This is a genomic window from Blastomonas sp. AAP25 (assembly GCF_001295965.1).
Lineage (GTDB): Bacteria > Pseudomonadota > Alphaproteobacteria > Sphingomonadales > Sphingomonadaceae > Blastomonas > Blastomonas fulva.
The window spans coordinates 60,011-76,990 of sequence record NZ_LJHP01000023.1; the positions used below are offsets into that span (position 1 = coordinate 60,011).

The 16,980-nt window shown below is 65.4% G+C and carries 16 protein-coding genes; 4 read left to right on the plus strand and 12 right to left on the minus strand.

Annotation, left to right across the window (positions count from 1 at the left end; genetic code table 11):
* The first annotated feature begins 22 nt into the window (after nt 1–22).
* Both pgmG and galE read left to right on the plus strand, forming a co-directional pair.
* Nucleotides 23–1,408: a phosphoglucomutase/phosphomannomutase PgmG gene (pgmG, locus tag IP68_RS15565; protein WP_054135930.1), complete on the plus strand. Its 1,386-nt coding sequence runs from the start codon at nt 23–25 to the stop codon at nt 1,406–1,408.
* A gap of 11 nt (nt 1,409–1,419) precedes the next feature.
* Nucleotides 1,420–2,442 (plus strand): UDP-glucose 4-epimerase GalE, encoded by a 1,023-nt coding sequence (gene galE / locus IP68_RS15570; protein ID WP_054135931.1) that lies wholly within the window; start codon nt 1,420–1,422, stop codon nt 2,440–2,442.
* A 15-nt stretch (nt 2,443–2,457) separates the two neighbouring features.
* Here the strand turns inward: galE and IP68_RS15575 are convergent, their stop codons facing one another.
* From IP68_RS15575 to IP68_RS15590, 4 genes are read right to left on the minus strand one after another with little or no spacing between them, the layout of a single operon-like run.
* Nucleotides 2,458–3,876: a trehalose-6-phosphate synthase gene (locus IP68_RS15575; RefSeq protein ID WP_054135932.1), complete on the minus strand. Its 1,419-nt coding sequence runs from the start codon at nt 3,874–3,876 to the stop codon at nt 2,458–2,460.
* Nucleotides 3,873–5,684: a glycoside hydrolase family 15 protein gene (locus tag IP68_RS15580; RefSeq protein WP_054135933.1), complete on the minus strand. Its 1,812-nt coding sequence runs from the start codon at nt 5,682–5,684 to the stop codon at nt 3,873–3,875. The genes IP68_RS15575 and IP68_RS15580 overlap by 4 nt, the downstream gene beginning before the upstream one ends.
* The gene (gene otsB / locus IP68_RS15585) at nt 5,681–6,436 is read right to left on the minus strand and encodes a trehalose-phosphatase (RefSeq protein WP_054135934.1); all 756 of its coding nucleotides are present in this window, start codon (nt 6,434–6,436) and stop codon (nt 5,681–5,683) included. The genes IP68_RS15580 and otsB overlap by 4 nt, the downstream gene beginning before the upstream one ends.
* 47 nt (nt 6,437–6,483) lie before the next feature.
* Nucleotides 6,484–7,548, minus strand: a complete 1,065-nt coding sequence (locus IP68_RS15590) for a DNA topoisomerase IB (protein ID WP_231684079.1) — start codon at nt 7,546–7,548, stop codon at nt 6,484–6,486.
* 200 nt (nt 7,549–7,748) lie between these two features.
* Between IP68_RS15590 and IP68_RS15595 the strand changes: the two genes are divergently transcribed.
* Nucleotides 7,749–8,051, plus strand: a complete 303-nt coding sequence (locus tag IP68_RS15595) for a SemiSWEET family sugar transporter (protein WP_054135935.1) — start codon at nt 7,749–7,751, stop codon at nt 8,049–8,051.
* 13 nt (nt 8,052–8,064) lie between these two features.
* On the opposite strand, the gene IP68_RS15600 is transcribed toward IP68_RS15595, so the two are convergent.
* From IP68_RS15600 to rfbG, 8 genes are read right to left on the minus strand one after another with little or no spacing between them, the layout of a single operon-like run.
* Nucleotides 8,065–9,417 (minus strand): ABC transporter ATP-binding protein, encoded by a 1,353-nt coding sequence (locus tag IP68_RS15600; RefSeq protein WP_054135936.1) that lies wholly within the window; start codon nt 9,415–9,417, stop codon nt 8,065–8,067.
* A complete protein-coding gene (locus tag IP68_RS15605; RefSeq protein WP_054135937.1) occupies nt 9,407–10,213 on the minus strand; it encodes an ABC transporter permease in 807 nt (268 codons plus the stop codon). The genes IP68_RS15600 and IP68_RS15605 overlap by 11 nt, the downstream gene beginning before the upstream one ends.
* 1 nt (nt 10,214) lies before the next feature.
* Complete coding sequence (rfbF, locus tag IP68_RS15610; protein ID WP_054135938.1) at nt 10,215–10,985, minus strand: glucose-1-phosphate cytidylyltransferase; 771 nt, start codon at nt 10,983–10,985, stop codon at nt 10,215–10,217.
* Nucleotides 10,982–12,445 (minus strand): glycosyltransferase family A protein, encoded by a 1,464-nt coding sequence (locus IP68_RS15615; RefSeq protein ID WP_054135939.1) that lies wholly within the window; start codon nt 12,443–12,445, stop codon nt 10,982–10,984. Before IP68_RS15615 ends, rfbF begins: the two co-directional genes overlap by 4 nt.
* On the minus strand, nt 12,442–13,212 hold the full coding sequence (locus tag IP68_RS15620; protein WP_054135940.1) for a cephalosporin hydroxylase family protein: 771 nt from the start codon (nt 13,210–13,212) through the stop codon (nt 12,442–12,444). Before IP68_RS15620 ends, IP68_RS15615 begins: the two co-directional genes overlap by 4 nt.
* Nucleotides 13,209–14,033, minus strand: coding sequence for an SDR family oxidoreductase (locus IP68_RS15625; protein ID WP_054135941.1), 825 nt, complete (start codon nt 14,031–14,033; stop codon nt 13,209–13,211). The genes IP68_RS15620 and IP68_RS15625 overlap by 4 nt, the downstream gene beginning before the upstream one ends.
* Nucleotides 14,030–14,605, minus strand: a complete 576-nt coding sequence (locus IP68_RS15630; protein WP_054135942.1) for a dTDP-4-dehydrorhamnose 3,5-epimerase family protein — start codon at nt 14,603–14,605, stop codon at nt 14,030–14,032. The genes IP68_RS15625 and IP68_RS15630 overlap by 4 nt, the downstream gene beginning before the upstream one ends.
* Entirely contained in the window at nt 14,602–15,726 is a 1,125-nt protein-coding gene (gene rfbG / locus IP68_RS15635) for a CDP-glucose 4,6-dehydratase (RefSeq protein WP_197275827.1), read from the minus strand. Before rfbG ends, IP68_RS15630 begins: the two co-directional genes overlap by 4 nt.
* 144 nt (nt 15,727–15,870) lie before the next feature.
* Between rfbG and IP68_RS15640 the strand changes: the two genes are divergently transcribed.
* Complete coding sequence (locus tag IP68_RS15640; RefSeq protein ID WP_054135944.1) at nt 15,871–16,974, plus strand: FkbM family methyltransferase; 1,104 nt, start codon at nt 15,871–15,873, stop codon at nt 16,972–16,974.
* Nucleotides 16,975–16,980: the final 6 nt, after the last annotated feature.

The window sequence follows — 16,980 nt, forward strand, 5'->3', positions numbered from 1 at the left end:
CATTTCCGGAAGACCTTTTCCCATGACCCATCAGTTCGATCCCACCACCTTGCGCGAATACGATATCCGGGGGATCATCGACGAGACTTTGAGCGATGCGGACGCCTATGCCATCGGCCGCGGCTTTGCGACCCTGATCGCGCGCGCCGGCGGCAGTTGCGTCGTCGTCGGCTATGACGGCCGGGTGAGCTCACCGATGCTCGAAGCCGCGCTGATCCGCGGCCTCAACGACAGCGGCATCGACGCGATCAGCGTCGGCATGGGCCCCACCCCGATGCTGTATTATGCCGAAGCGGTGCTAGAAGAGGCGGATGGCGGCATTCAGATAACCGGCAGCCATAACCCCGCCAATTACAACGGCTTCAAGATGGTCTTTCAGGGCCGTCCGTTCTTCGGCGCGGATATCCGCAAGCTGGGCGAGATGGCGGCATCGGGCGACTGGGACGCGGGCACGGGCACCTCGCGGCAGATCGACATTCTCGACCGCTATGTCGACCGGCTGGTCGAGGATTTTGGCGGCGCTGCGGCGCGGGTCGGCTGGGACTGCGGCAACGGCGCGGCTGGCCCTGCGGTCGAAAGATTGGTCAGCCGGCTTCCGGGCGAACACTTCACGCTGTTTACCGAAGTAGATGGCAATTTTCCCAATCATCATCCTGACCCCACCGAAGAGAAGAATCTCGCTGACCTGAAGGCGCTTGTCGCGGAAAAGAACCTCGATTTCGGAGTGGCTTTCGACGGCGATGGCGACCGGATCGGCGCGATCGACGGCCAGGGCCGCGTGATCTGGGGCGATCAGCTCCTGAGCATCTACGCCGAAGTGGTGCTGAAAGACCTGCCCGGCGCCACGATCATCGCCGATGTGAAGGCCAGCCAAGCGCTGTTCGACCGGGTGAGCGAGCTGGGCGGCGTGCCTTTGATGTGGAAGACGGGGCACAGCCTGATCAAGTCCAAGATGAAGGAAACTGGCTGTCCGCTGGCGGGCGAGATGAGCGGCCATGTGTTCTTCAAGCACCGTTATTATGGCTATGACGACGCGCTCTATGCCGCGGTCCGGCTGATCGAGGCGCAGACCGTACTGGGCAAGTCGGTAACCGAGATGCGGGGTGACATGGCGCCGATGATCAACACGCCTGAAATGCGCTTCCAGGTCGACGAGAGCCGCAAGTTCGCGGTGATCGACGAGGTGCTCGAACGGCTTTCGGCGAGCGGCGCGACGGTCAACGCCACCGATGGCGCCCGCGTCAACACCGCAGACGGCTGGTGGCTGCTGCGCGCATCGAACACGCAGGACGTTCTGGTCGCCCGCGCCGAAGCGCGCGACGAGGCCGGGCTCGAGCGGCTGATGGCGCAGATCGACGAACAGCTTGCCGCCTCCGGCCTGGAGCGGGGCGAGCAGGCCGGACACTGAGGCGCATGCCGATGAGCGCGATCGACAGCTTCAAGGGCCAGCACAGCATCCTCGTCACCGGCGGCGCGGGCTATATCGGCAGCCATGCCGTGCTCGCGCTTCTGGACGCAGGCTGGATGGTCGCGGTGATCGACAATCTGGTTACCGGATTCCGCTGGGCGGTGCCCGAAGGTGTCGCGTTCTTCCAAGGCGACATCGCCGATGGCGGGCTGCTGGCAAAGATCATCGCCGAGCAGAAGGTGGGCGCGATCCTGCATTTTGCAGGATCGGTGGTGGTGCCCGAATCGGTCAGCGATCCGCTCAAATATTACAGCAACAACACCGTAAAGAGCCGCGCGCTGATCGAATCGGCGATCACCGGCGGGGTACGGCACTTCATCTTCTCGTCCACCGCGGCGACCTATGGCACGCCCGACAGCGACGGCCCGATCGCCGAGACCGATCCGCAAGTGCCGATCAATCCCTATGGCACATCCAAGCTGATGACCGAGTGGATGCTGCGCGATTGCGCGGCGGCGCACGATTTCAACTACTGCGCATTGCGCTATTTCAACGTCGCGGGCGCCGATCCGCAGGCGCGCACCGGCCAGTCGACCGCAGGCGCGACCCACCTGATCAAGGTCGCGGTCGAAGCTGCGCTGGGCAAGCGCGACAATGTCGGCGTGTTCGGCACCGATTTCGATACCCCCGACGGTACCGGGGTGCGCGACTATATTCATGTCAGCGATCTGGCGCATGCACATGTGCTTGCGCTCGAGGCGCTGATCGAGGACCCTGCGCGCTCGCACATCCTCAACTGCGGCTATGGCCATGGCTATTCGGTGCTCGAGGTTCTCGATGCGGTCGACCGGGTGACCAACCGCCAGATCGAGCGCGTGCTGCAGGGCCGCCGCGCGGGCGACCCCGCCTCGCTCACCGCCGACAACCGCGCAATCCGCGCACGCTTCGGCTGGACCCCGCAGCACGATGATCTCGACACCATCGTGTCGCATGCCCTCGCCTGGGAACGCCAGCTCAGCGAACGGGCGCGCTGACCCGCTGGTTCTGCATCAAGGCTTGCTCGAGGCCAGCGCCAGCTTGGGGCGATCTTCCTGCGGCTCGGGCTCCGCCAGCGCGGCGATGAACTTGGCGCTCCACCAGCGTACGTCCTCCTTCACCACCGATGTGAGCATGGCTGCGTGCCGCTCCTTGCGCTCCTCGAGCGGCATGACAAGCGCGCGCGAAATGGCATCGGCCATGTCCTCGCTGCTGTGCGGGTTGATGATCAGCGCCGCATCGAGCTGCACCGAGGCGCCGGCGAAGCGCGACAGCACGAGCACGCCCGGGTCCTCGGGGTTCTGGGCTGCAACATATTCCTTGGCGACCAGGTTCATCCCGTCGCGCAAGGGGGTGACCAGCCCGACCCGCGAGGCACGGTAGATGCCGAACAGCTCCTCGCGCGCATAGCCCTTGTTGACATAGCGCACCGGCACCCAGTCGATCGAGGCGAACTCGCCGTTGATCCCGCCCGACAGGCTGTTGAGATCGGCGCGGATCTGCTGATAGCTCGCGACGTCGCCGCGCGAGGGCGGCGCTATCTGCAGCATGAACACTTTTTCGCGCAGATCGGGACGGACATTGAGCAATTGCTCATAGGCAAGGAACCGCTCCTGCAGCCCCTTGGAATAATCGAGCCGGTCCACCCCGACGATGACCTGGCGCCCCACCGCGCTGGTGATCAGCCGTTCTTCGGCGCTCAGCGCGGCGGGCGTACCCAGTGCGCTGGTGAATTCGGTGGTGTCCAGACCGATCGGGCACACCAATAACCGCGTTACCCGGCCGTCATAATGCGCGAATTCGCCTTCGATCCGGGCGTCGAGATGGGTGACGATATAGTCGATGAACGAGGCCCGCCACTCGTCGGTGTGAAAGCCGATGACATCGTGGCTGAGCAGGCTGGCGACCAGCTCGCGATGGTTGGGAAGCGACACCATCAGGCTGGCGGGCGGCCAGGGGGTGTGGAGGAAGAAACCGAGCCGGTTCTCGAACCCGCGGTCGCGCAGGCCCTTGCCCAGCGGGATCAGGTGATAATCGTGAACCCAGATCATGTCGTCGGGCTCGATCAGCGGAGCGACGGTATCGGCAAAGCGCGCATTGACCCGGGCATAGCCCCCGGCAAAGTCGCGCGCGATCTCGGTTAGGTCGAGCCGGTAGTGGAACAGCGGCCACAGCGTGCGGTTGGCAAAGCCGTTGTAATATTCCTCGATATCCTGCGCTTCCAGATCGATCGTCGCTGTCGCGACGCCATCCTGCCGGCGAAAGCTGATCTGGCCGGAAAACTCGTCGGTCTGCTCGCCCGACCAGCCGAACCAGATGCCGTTGCTCGCCCGCAATGCTGCCGAAAGCGCGACTGCCAGACCACCCCGGTTCGAATTCTCTCCGGCCTGGGCTGCCTGCACCCGGTTGGAAATGGCAATCAGTCGGCTCATCGTGCATCGCTCCAGGGCCGGGAGAGCATGCCTGCGCACTGGATCAGCCCAACCAGCGAATAGGTTTGCGGGTAATTGCCCCACAGGGCGCCGGTGCGCGGGTCGATGTCTTCGGACAACAGCCCTGCAGGCGTGCGGCGGCTGAGCATCTCCTCGAACAGCACGCGCGCATCGGCGTCGCGTCCGGTGGCGTGCAGCGCCTCGATCAGCCAGAAGGTGCACACGTTGAACGCGGTTTCGGGCATGCCGAAATCGTCTTCCTCGGCATAGCGCAGCATATGGCTGCCGCGCCTGAGGCCTGCCTCGATCGCCGCCAGCGTGGTGATGAAGCGCGGGTCGTCGGCCTGGACGAACTTGAGGTCGAGCAACTGCAGCAGGCTGGCGTCAAGCGTGCGTTCGCCGAACACCGCCGAATAATGGTCACCCTCCTCGCTCCAGGCATGATCGTCGATATGCTGGCGGATATGGTCGGCGCGGTCCTGCCAGAATTTGGATGCCTCGCTGCGGCCGATGGCGTTGGCGGCATTGGCCAGCCGGTCGCACGCCGCCCAGCACATCGCCACCGAATAGGTATGGATGTGGCTGCGGGTGCGCAGCTCCCACAGGCCTGCATCGGGGGTATCGAAGACATCGAAGGCGCGGTGGCCCACCGCCTCGAGCGCCTCGAAATCCTGCACCGTCGCGCGGCGCAGCAGCCTTTGGTCGAAGAACGCCTGCACGCTCGACAGGATGATCTGGCCATAGGCATCGTGCTGGATCTGCTCATAGGCCTGGTTGCCGCTGCGCACCGGCCCCATCCCCTTATAGCCTTTCAGCGCGGGCATGATGTGTTCCTCGATCTGCGCCTCTCCACCGATGCCGTAGAGCGGCTGGATATGCCCGCCGCGCGCCGCATCGACGATGTTGCGCAGATAATGCAGATAGGATTCGAGCACATCTAGCGCGCCCAGCCGGTTCAGGGCTTGGACGGTGAAGTACGCATCGCGGATCCAGCAGAAGCGATAGTCCCAGTTGCGCCCCGAATCGGCGTGCTCGGGAAGCGACGTGGTCAGCGCCGCGACGATCGCGCCGGTCTGTTCATACTGGCACAATTTGAGCGTGATCGCGGCGCGTATCACCGCATCCTGCCATTCCAGCGGCAGATGCAGCCCGCGCACCCAGTGCTGCCATGTCGACACCGTCTGCTCCAGCATCGCCTCAAGCGTCGCGGGCAGATCGGCATCGAACCCTTCATCGGGGCCGAAATAGAAATACAGGTCGCTTTCCACCCGGAACATCGTCTCGTTCCTGATCCAGCCCAAAGGGGCGTTGCAGGTCAGTCGCTGGGTATGGTCATCGAGGATATAACGTATGTGATTGGACCCCGATGTTTGCGCGGGTGTCTGAGCGCCCCATCTGTGCGCCGGACGCAGCCGCACCGCGATCCGCGGCGATCCGCTGATCACGCGGATGATCCGCGCGATCGCCACCGGGCGGAACATCCGGCCATGGCGCTGGTAGCGCGGCATGAAATCGACGATCTCGATGACATTGCCGCAATCCGCGCTCATCCGCGTGACCAACACCGGCGTGTTGCGCACATAATGCTGTTCGATCCGGGTGCAGCCTTCGAGCAGCACGTCCCAGAAGCCGTGGTCCTTTTCGGGCTCGAGCAGCGAGCAGAACACCGGATCGCCATCGAAGCGCGGCAGGCACCCCCAGCGGATCGACGCCTTGGAATCGATCAGGGCTGCGATCTCGCAATTGCCGATCGGCCACAGGTTCATCGCGTCGCCCTTGACGTCTGCGGTGTCGGGGGCAGCGCTCATGCCGCGATCTCGCCGATGCGTCGCAGCACCGCGCAAACATCGCCGACCTGCTCGTCGGAATGCGCGGCAGTGCGCTCGCCGACGCTGATCGCATGGCCGCCAAGCGCCTGCACCGCCTGAAACGCGGGAATGTCGGTCAGATCATCACCGATATAGACCGGACGGCTGCCGCTGAACCGGTCCAGCGCCATGATCGCGCGCACCGCATCGCCCTTGTCGGCGCCGCGCGGTCGCAGCTCGAACACCATGTCGCCCTGCTGGATGAACAGCCCGTGCTCGCGCGCCCGATCCGTGACCCAGGACTGCACCGCATCACGCTGCGCCGGATTCTGGCGGTAATGCACGCCAAGACCGAAGGTCTTTTCCTCGATCACGACCCCGGCGTCGTTTCCGAAATGGCGGCTGGCGGCCTCGGCCATCCGCGCGAACAGATCGGTGTGCACCGGGCCCTGTACTGCGCCTTCGACCTTGAGCTCCTGTCCGTGGCTTCCCGCCATCACCATCTCGGGCATCGCGCCGGGCCAGAGCGCCTCGAGCTGCGCGATCGAGCGGCCGCTGACGATCGCGATCCGCCCGCCGAGCCGCCGCGAGGCCCCGGCGATGGCATCGATCACCACGCGGCTGACCTCGACCGCATCGGGCGTGCTGCGGATATCGACCAGCGTTCCGTCGAAGTCGACCAGCAGCGCGCTGCGCTGTGCGGCGCGGGTTTCAGGATCGATGGTGATGGTCTGCGCAGGGCTGTTGTGCACGCGTCCGGGGCTCCCGATGGCTATGGTCCGCTGATAGGGGGTGTCGCCTAACCACGCTTCGACTGCCGGTTGGTTCCCCGTTTTCCGCGGTTTTCTGCCGCCAGCAGCAGCGCCAGCACCTCGTTTTCGGCATCGTCTGTGGCCATGCCGGCAAAGCGCGCCTGGTCGGTATCGTACGCCTCAAGCACGGCAGGATGGATATAGGACTTGCGGCAAATGGTGGGCGTGTTCTGCAGCGCCTGCGACGCTGCGAGCACCGCCTGCTTGATCGCGGCGGCGGCCGCAGGCGGCTCCTCCTGCTGGTGGAGTTCGGCGAGCATGGCAGTGGCGGTCACGGTGCCGCACCAGGTGCGGAAATCCTTGGCAGAGAAATCCTCCCCGCCGATCTCGCGCAGATAGGCGTTGATATCGTCCGATGTCACCGTGCGGACATCCTCGCCATCGAGATAGCCGAACAGCTGCTGGCCAGGCAGCTCCTGCAACCCGCGCAGCACCCGCGCCACCCGCCGGTCGCGCAGCGAGACATCCCATTTCTTGCCGCCCTTGCCGGCAAACCGGAAGCGGATGGTCGAGGATTCGAGCGTCACATGCCGCTGGCGCAGCGTGGTCAGCCCATAAGAGCGGTTCTGCTGCGCATAGGGTGCATTGCCGATGCGGATCGCGGTGCAATCGAGCAGATGCACGATGGTAGCGATGACACAGCGCCGCGAGGTGCTGCGGGCACGCAGATCGGCGCTGATACGCTCGCGTATCTCGGGCAGCGCCGCGCCGAACTTGGCAAGGCGCGCGAACTTGGCCTCGTCCTGCGACGCCCGAAACGCGGCATGATAGCGATATTGCTTGCGGCCGCGGTCGTCGCGCCCGGTCGCCTGGATATGGCCGTTGGGCTTCGGGCATATCCACACCTGCTGATAAGCGGGCGGAATCGCCAGCATCCGGATGCGGGTCAGCGTCTTGGCGTCCCGGATCAGGCGGCCGTCCGGCGCGTGATAGCTGAAGCCCCGCCCGCGCCGCACCCGGGTGATCCCCGGCGTGTCGTCCTGGGTATAGATCAGGCCGCCATCCAGCACCGCCGCCGCATCTCCGCGCGCGGCCTTGTCCACTCGATCCACTCGTCCACCGCCTTGTTGTCGCTGCTGCCCACCGGCCTGTTGGCCGTCGGAGGAGGACACCCCATGGGCATCATCCAGAGCCGAATACGCGCACCCCCGGGCATGGCTCCCGCGCGCGCGATGCCACGCGCGCAATCCGACAATCCTTGGTCCGGCAGGAATTTGCGAAACCCGAACGCGCCGGGCGCGTAGGGGCGGGTATGACACTCGACTGGATCACCGTTGCAGGCACCATCGGAGCGGTGGCTTCGGTCGCAAGCTTCACCCCTCAGGCGTGGAAAATCATCCGCAGCCGCTCGACCGAGGGGCTGTCGCTCGGCATGTTCGCGCTGACGTGCCTGGCCTTTGCCGCATGGACCAGCTTCGGGCTGCTCAAGGGCGAATGGGCGCTGATCATTCCCAACGCGATCTGCCTGTGCTTTGCGCTGTTCATCCTCGCGATGATCGCGCTGCCCGAGCGCAAGACCAAGGAGGTCGCCGAGACGCTCGATCCTGCGGCTTGAGCGAGCGCAAGGCTCAGCTCCGCCGATAGACCGCCCTGGTATCGACGATCCCGGTGGCGTTGCTGCTGTTGGCCACCACCAGGTGGCTCACGCCCCTGCGCCATTCGAGCACGTCCAGACTTTCGCCCGCGGCCTCGGCCAGCCCGAAATCGATGAAATAGTCGCCGCGCGCCAGCGGCAGATCGAAGGTGAAACCGACGGTCAGCTCCTCGCCCGCCCGCAGGGGGACATCGGGCTCTCCCAGCATGGTGTTGGACACCGCAGCGACGATCGCGTCTTCCTGGGTTGTGATCATCAATCCGAAATGCGGCTTTTGGACATCGCACAGCGCCCGGATCTGCGCGGTCAGTGTCAGGCGGCTGCCGGCAGCCACTGTGGGCCCGCAAATGGAACCTTCGGCATCGGTCAGTACCAGGTCGGTGATATGGCCGATCATCCTGCCCAGCACCGCCTCCTCGCGGTTGTAATGCGGCCGCGTGCGCCACGCAGCGTCTTCGGGCGGCCATCGAAAAAGGTGGCGCCCAGGGTCGTGCCCGCCCGGCGGGGTCACCTCGCCTGCCGAGGCTACGTCGGCGTCGGTGTCCGATTGGCCGTCCGGCGCGCCTGCGTCCCCGCCATGGATCAGACCCATATAGGCTGCCGCTGCGTCCCTGGCGCTGCCGTGCATGACCTGCTGGCCGCCATCGAGCACGACGCCATGCGTGCAGAAGCGGCTGACAAGCATCGGGTCGTGCGAGACCAGAATGATCGTCTTGCCCTGTGCCTGGAGCTGCGTGAAATAGCCGAAGCACTTCTTCTGGAAGCGGGCATCGCCGACCGCCAGCGCCTCATCAACGATGAAGATGTCGGGATCGCTCGCCATCGCGGCGGCAAACGCGACCCGCATGAACATGCCCGAGGAATAGGTGCGCATAGGGCGGTCGAAAAAGGCACCGATATCGGCAAAGTCCTCGATCTCGCGCAGCCGGGCGGACATCGTCGCGCGGTCGCAACCCTGCACCATGCAATAGAATTCGGCATTGCGACGCCCGGTCCACAGCGGGTTGAAGCCCGCACCCAGCTCGAGCAGCGCCGCGACCCGGCCCTGCCGTGTGACGGTGCCGCTGGTCGGCGCGAGCACCCCGACGATGATCTGCAGCAAGGTGGACTTGCCCGCGCCGTTGCTGCCCAGGATGCCCAGCGTCTCGCCCTGGCGCACGGTCAGGCTGATATCGGACAGCGCTGCAAAGCCCTGGGTGATGCGGTTGCGCAGCGCATCGAGCAGCGAAGGCCGCGCTGCGGGAAAGAGCTTGCCCACCCGGTCAAGAACCACCACGGCGTCCCCGGACTGCGGCGCGCGCGGGGGGGCGGCTGCATCAAAGGACATTGGCGAACCACTGCCGCAGCCGCTCGAAGGCGAACAGGACGGCAAGGCCGAACACGATCAGCGCCAGCAGGAACGCCCAGGCTGCCATCGCACCGAGCGGCGCGGTGCTGCCCAGCACGGCGTGCCGATAGCCATCGAGGATGATACCCAGCGGGTTGAGCCTTGCCAGCCACTGCCAGCGTTGCGGCACATTGCCCAGCGGCCAGATGATCGGGGTAATCCAGAACAGCAGCGCGATGGCATTGGGGACCATCGCCGACATGTCGCGCAGTACCACATTGGCCCCGGCAACCGCAAGTGCGGCAGCGCTGGCGACCAGCAACAGGCACAGCATCCAGAACGGCAGCCACAGGATCGATACGCCAATGCCATGGCCCTGCACCAGCAGCACCAGGCAGATCACCGCCATCACCAGCCCATGGACGAGGAACGCCGCCATCACCGGGGCAAGCGGCAGCAGCGCGACCGGGAACACCACCTTCTTGACCAGATGCGGGCTCGCGACGATCGACGGCAGCGCCGCGTTGATCGCTTCGGCAAACACCAGCCAGCCCGCCAGCGCAACCGCCAAGCCGGCACCATAATCGCTGCCCTGCGGCCCGCGCATCCCCAGCCCGAAGTACAGGGCCGACCAGATCACCAGGATCATCAGCAACGGGCTGGCGAACAGCCACAAGCCGCCGCCGATGCTCCCGGCAAATCGCCGCTCGAACTCCATCCGGGTCAGATAGCGAGCCAGCGCCGCGTAACGGCGCACGCGCGGCATCATCGCTTCGGAGGCGACCGGCGCAGCCATGCTACCACAGCTTCCAGGGCGGATTGCCCGATTGCCACAATTGTTCGAGCAGCACCTTGTCGCGCAAGGTGTCGAGCGGCTGCCAGAAGCTCTCATGGGCAAAGGCCTTCAGCTGGCCATCGGCGGCCAGACCCTGCAGCGGTTCATGCTCCCATGACGTCGCATCGCCCTCGATCCGGTCGAGCACCGCGGGCTCGAGCACGAAGAAGCCGCCATTTACCGCCTCTCCCAGCACCTTGGGCTTTTCCTTGAAGCGCGTGACGTCACTGCCGCTCAGCTCGAGCGCGCCGAAACGCCCGGGAGGGCTCACCGCGGTCAGCGTCGCGAGCCTGCCATGGCGCTTGTGAAAGGCGACGAGCGCGGTGATGTCGATATCGCCCAGCCCGTCGCCATAGGTCATGCAGAAGCTCTCGCCCGGATCGAGATATTTGGCGACCCGCTTCAGCCGCCCGCCGGTCATGGTGTCTTCGCCGGTATCGGCGAGCGTCACCGTCCACTCCTCGGACTTCGACCGCAGATAGGCGATGTTGCCCGAGCGGGTATCGATCGTCACGTCGGACGAGTGGAGCAGGTAGTTGGCGAAATACTCCTTGAGCAGATAGCCCTTGTAGCCGAGGCACACGACGAAATCGCGGATGCCATGCGCGGAATAGATCTTCATGATGTGCCAGAGGATCGGATAGCCGCCGATCTCGATCATCGGCTTGGGCCGCAGGCTGGTTTCCTCGGCGATGCGGGTGCCATAGCCGCCGGCGAGCAGCACCGCCTTCATGGCTGGCTCCCTGCCGCGCCCGCATCGCCCTGTGCGCAACCTGGATGCGACCTGTCGCGATTGGCCAGTGCCCTGATCTGCGCGCGCGCGCCATGGCCGGTGGGCAGCTGTCCGGCATAGAGCCTATGCACGAGGCGCCAGCCAAAGCCGGGCATCCACCGGCTGTGCATGATCCTCGATGCAGCGCCTGGCGCCATCTTGCGCAGGACATGCATCCCGCGCCGCATCAGCCTGCCGGTCAGCGGCACAGTCGCATCGACGGCAGCGGGTTTTTCGAACTTTTCTGCATCGCTTCCCAGAATCGCCTCGACCGCCAGCATCGCCCCTTCGATGGTATCGGGCAGATCCGGATCGACCGCGCGCACGCGCAGCGAGGGCAACTGCCTGTTGGGCGCCTTGAGGTGGTCGGCCATCCGGGCATTGCCCAGCGGATGCTGGCCGAAACGCCGGCGCACGGCCGCGATGATCTCGGCGTCGAACGGGGCCTTGGGCTCCAAATCCAGCCAGGCAGCGTATTTCCAGGGCTCCTGCCTGACCTCCTCGATGATCAGCCGGGTCCACAGCTGCTGGTCGGCCGATTGACTGCCGGTGAGGCCATGCGCCTCGCCCAGCCGGAAGACGACGAAATCATGATAGCGCAGCGTGCGCAGTTCGGGGTGCCAGGGCTGGTTTCGGCCGAGCTCGTCGACCTTGCTTTCGTCCATCCAGCGATTCGCCTCGGCCGCCTCCTCCCCGCTTCCGTTGCGCGACCACGAGGCATTGGCAGACCAGTGCGACATGCCGTAGATCGAGACGAAATCATTCACCTGCAGATAGCTGTCGCATGCAAAGGGCAGCAGATTGTGGGCGAACGTATCGGCCATCGGATAGGCAAAGAAGGTGCCGCCGAGCCTGGCTTTCATCCTTTCATACACGCCGCGCGAGATCATGCCGTGATAGACGAGGATGTTCGACCATGACCCTTCGTGCTTGCCGGCCAGATTGCGCGCGGCGAGCGGGGCTGCCGGCAATACGGCGCTGCCACCGTTGCATTTTGGCAGCTCGATATCGAAGAATCCCTCGCCATCCTGCGACAGCGACGGCCAGATATACAGCAGCGGATACCATCGCACCGCATCCACCGGGGTGCGCTTCAGCCTGTCGGCCAGCCAGTCGAGCGACCCCAGCACATAGCCGTCATCATCACCGATGATCGCCAGATAATCCCCCTTGGCCGCGGCCAGAGCGAGTTCGAAGCTGTGCCGCTGGCTGGTCGATTGCGCCGCACCGACATAACGCACCCGGTCGTCGAACGCCGCTGCCTGGGCTGCGGCATCGCGTGCGCTGCCGGTGCGGCTGGTGTCGACCACGACGATCTCCATGTCACGGGTCCTGTGCAGCCGCATCGCCTTCAGGCACAGCGCCAGGGTGTCGGCCCGGTCGCGTGTCGGGATGAGGATCGAGATCAGCGGCACGGTCATGACAGCCGCTTCACAAAGGCGCTGGGCCAATAGGTCAGCCGTTCGCGCACCATGCCCTCGTTGAACGGCCAGACCGGCTCCTCGATCGCGAAATCCGGGTTCTCTGCGGTAAAGGCGATCGCGGCCTGTTTGGGATTGGAGTGTGCCCAGTCGGGTCCGGTGCGCGGCCCGCCCGCGACCTGTTCCATGATCCCGTCTGCAGCGATGATATAGCAGCCCGGGGTGACCATCGGCCCATAAGCGCGCAATTCCTCGAGCACATGCGGCTTGGTGTGATTTGCATCCAGCATCACCATCACCTTTTCGCCCGGCCGAACCAGGGCGCGCACCGCCTCGACGGTGGCAGGATCGATCGAGGAGCCTTCGACGATGGTGATCAGCGGCCGCAGGACATGCGCGTCGATCGCCGCGCGGTTGTGCTCGCGCAGCTCGACCTCGACCCCGATGACCCGGCCCCGGCCCATCGCCTTGAACAAGGATGCGTAGAACATCAGCGATCCGCCATGCGCCACCCCGGTCTCGATCAGCACATCGGGCTGGTGCTCCCAGATCACCTCCTGGATGCGCAGCATGTCCTCGGGCAGCTGGATCATCGGCCGTCCCATCCAGGTGAAGGCGTAGATGTATTTCACGTCCCAGCTGGCGCGCAGCCAGGCCCGGTTGAGCAGTTCGAACGCTTCCGCGCTTTCAAGCGGATAGCGGGCGATTTCGGTCCCCATCGGATCGGTTTCCGAGACATATCCGGCAACGTCGTCGAAAATGATCACGTCTGCCTGCCTCCCGCCCGCTTTGCGGCGACAAGCGCGCCGATGGCGGATATCGGATCCGTTTCGATCGGCCCGAACTCGTCTTGGTAAAGGGTCATGTCGATGGCGGGGAAGACCACAACGGGGCCCTGCTCTTCGAACTGGCAGGAATATCCCGCCGCCTCGATCATGTCGGCGATGCTCTGGTGAGTCACATTGTGTCCCGATGCGATGTTGTAGATCGGCCTGGTGCCATGACGTGCGACCTTGATGATCGCGCCGGCCGCGTCGGCGAGCGCGATATAGTCCTTGGACGACTGCGGCGACTGCCGGATGCGCACCGATCCGGTGGTCACGGCCTCGCGCAGCACAGCAGCGACAAACGTCTTGGCGTCATCGCCTTCGCCGATGACGTTGGACAGCCGCACCGCACGTACATCCGCGCGATCCTGTGAGAGGCAGAGGCTTTCTCCGGCGATCTTGGTGATGTTGTAGACATGATCACGCTCGGCAGGACGAACGCACAGCGTAGCCCCCTCATGCGCGGTCTCGGCCCCGGCATAGATGCGGGTGGAAGAAAGATAGGTGAAGCTGTCATAGCTGTACGACGACAGGGCATGGTGCAGCCGCAACAGATGCCGGTCGAAGGTTTCGATCAGCTGATCATCGAAGCCGGCTGTCATGCCGATGGCGTAGATGGCATGGCCGAGCCGCGTGCCGGGAGATGGCCAGCTGTCCCTGGTGACCACCCTGACCGATGCCCCCTGCGCCTTTAGCTGCCGCACCAGTTCGCGCCCGACAAAGCCTGCAGCACCGAAGACGGTAAACGCACTGCCCGTCATGCCGCCTCCAGCAGGCCGCGCAGCGCCTCGGTTCCATGATAGACGGGGTCGAAGTCCGGCCAGCTACGGTCCTTGTCAGACAGGCTGGCGACGCCGTGCGGCCAGTGCACCTGCAGCGCCGGATCGTCATGGCGCAGCCCGCGCTCGGCAGCCGGATCATGCGCGGCGCTCACCTGATAGTGGATTTCGACATCATCGGTTAGCGTGACGAAGCCATGCGCACATCCGCGCGGCACGTAGAGCCCGGTGGCGCTGATGTCCGACAGCTCGATGGCGCAGGATTGCAGGAAGCTTGGCGAATCCGGGCGGAGATCGACGATGACGTCATGCACCGCCCCGCGCGTGCACTGCACCAGCTTGACCTCGGCCGATGGCGGCAGCTGATAGTGGAACCCGCGCAGCGTGCCCCGACGGGCGGAAAAGCTGCGATTGGACTGTACGAAGCGGCTTTCAAGCCCGGCCTCGGCAAAGGCGCGGGCGCAGAACGTCCGGACGAATTGCCCGCGGTCGTCGGCTTTCGGCGCGAGCGAAATGACATGGGCCCCCGCAAGCGGCAGCGGCGTGAATTTCATGCCAAGCTCCCCTCCCGGCCAGCAATTCGCCTTTCATAAGCGCGGATCTGGTCCAAGGTAAAGGCCTGCATCTCTCCGCCGCGATCGTGCTCGGCATACCATGATGCGGTCCAGCCGATCGCCTCGCGCTGATCGAGAGACGGTCTCCAGCCGAGCAGCGCCGCTGCCTTGCGGCTGTCGATCGCCAGCGCCATGGCCTCTTTGGGATGCGCGCCTGCAGCCTGCACCCACCCCGGCGTCGCCCCACCCGGCCAAGCCGCGTCGAACGCCTCTGCAAGATCGCGCACAGACAGCACCTCGCCGGCTTCGGGGCCGAAGTTCAGTGCCGCCACTTCCAGCCCCTCGCTCAGCGCGCGGGCGAACGCCAGATAGCCGCACAATGGATCGAGCACGTGTTGCCATGGCCGCGTCGCGTCGGGATAGCGCAAGGCAATCGGGGTGCCACTGACGCGGGCGCGCCACAGATCGGGGATGATGCGGTCGGCCGACCAGTCGCCGCCACCGATGACATTGCCCGCGCGCGCGGTCGCGATGCCGACCGGGCGGCTGGCCGCGTCCCGTGCGGCGAAGAAACTGCGCCCAAAGCTCGCAACGCCAAGCTCGCATGCCGCCTTGGACGCCGAATAGGGGTCTGCGCCCCCCAGCCGGTCTTCCTCGCCAAAGCGGTGTCCGCTGCTGTCGTTTTCATAGACCTTGTCGCTGGTCACGACCAGCACCGCCTGCAGCGAGCGCGCGTGGCGCAGCGCGTCGAGCAGCACCAGCGTCCCGGTCACGTTGACATCGAACGTATCGATCGGGTGTTCATAGCCCTGGCGCACCAGCGCCTGCGCCGCCATGTGGATGACGATCTGCGGGTCGCTGCGATCGACCAGCGCGCGCACCCGTGCGCGGTCGCGAATGTCCCCCAGAACCGCACCGGGACGATCGCACAGGCCCAGCGCGCCGGCCAGGCTCGGGTTTGGGCTGGGACTGGTGTCGGGTGGCAACGCAAGACCTGTGACAGCCGCGCCCAGATGTTCGAGCCACAGCCAAAGCCAGCTGCCCTTGAACCCCGAAAAGCCGGTCAGCAGAACGCGCCTGTCGCGCCAGAATTCAGGATCGATCGCGCGCAGCAGGTGCATGGCCTGCATCTTGGATCGGCGCCGGACGCTTGGCAAGCGCGCGCGCCGTACCGATGCGGGACCGCGCTTGACGCACCCCGGCGCGTTGGGCAAGCACAAGAAGGCCAGGACGGGCACGGACAGGCACGCATAGGGGAGCGATGGATGGCGGGCGAGGATACGGATGCGACCGACTGGTCAGCCCCCTCGCTGGACACCGCCGCGGCTTTGCTAGCGCAGCACCCCGAGCAGCGCGAAAGGCTGTGGGATTGCCTGGTCGCGATCGAGGCTGCGATCCAGCCGCACCACCCCATCAACCTGCGCGAGTTTCTGACCGGTCCGATCGCCAACGCGCTGCTGCAGCCCGGCGAACTGCTGACCCGGACGGTGGGCGACGATCTGGTGATCAACTTCCGTAACACCTCGAAGATCGGGCGCGATCTCGCTCTGGCGCGCGCAGCGGTTCCCGATCATGTGTGGGAGCCGCAGACGACGCGGAGCATCGTGTCGCTGGCTGCCGGGCGCAGCCAGGTGCTGATCGGCGGGGCGTATATCGGCGACCATGCGCTGTTCGCCGCGCGCGTGCTGGCGCCGGGCGGCCTGTGCCACTGCTTCGAGCTGTCCGATGCCAGCCTCGATCTGCTGCGTATGAACATTGCGGCCAATGGCATGGGCAATCTGGTAGTCAACCCGCAGGCGCTGTGGTCATCCGATGGCGTGGAAATCGCGCTGGACGGGGATGACAGCCTGGCAAGCCCGGTGGTGGCGACCGGGTCGGCGCGGCAGACGTTCGTCTCGCGCACGATCGACAGTTATGCCGCAGAGGCGGGTATCGATGTGATCGACCTGATCGTGCTCGACATCGAGGGCGGCGAACATGAGGTGCTGCGCGGCGCAGCGCAGTTTCTCGCCCAGCCGCCCGAAACCGCCCCCGCCTTGATCTGCGAAATTCACAGCGCCTATGTCGATTGGTCGCAGGGTTTGCGGCACACGCCGCTGTGCCGCCTGATGATCGAGCATGGCTATGAGGTTTTCGCGCTGCGCGATATCTGGAGCTGCGAGCCGATCGACAGCGACCATGTCGAGCTGGTCGATCTCGATTCCACCTATCTGGAAGGCCCGCCGCACGGCATCAACGTGCTCGCGGTCAAGACGCGCGACAGGCTGTGCCCAGATACATTCCGCCTGGTCCATGGCGTCAGCCCCAAGCTGCTCAAGCACCGCGACGCCACGTTGCACTGGCCGTTGAACACAGGCGAGCCGCTCTAACGGCGG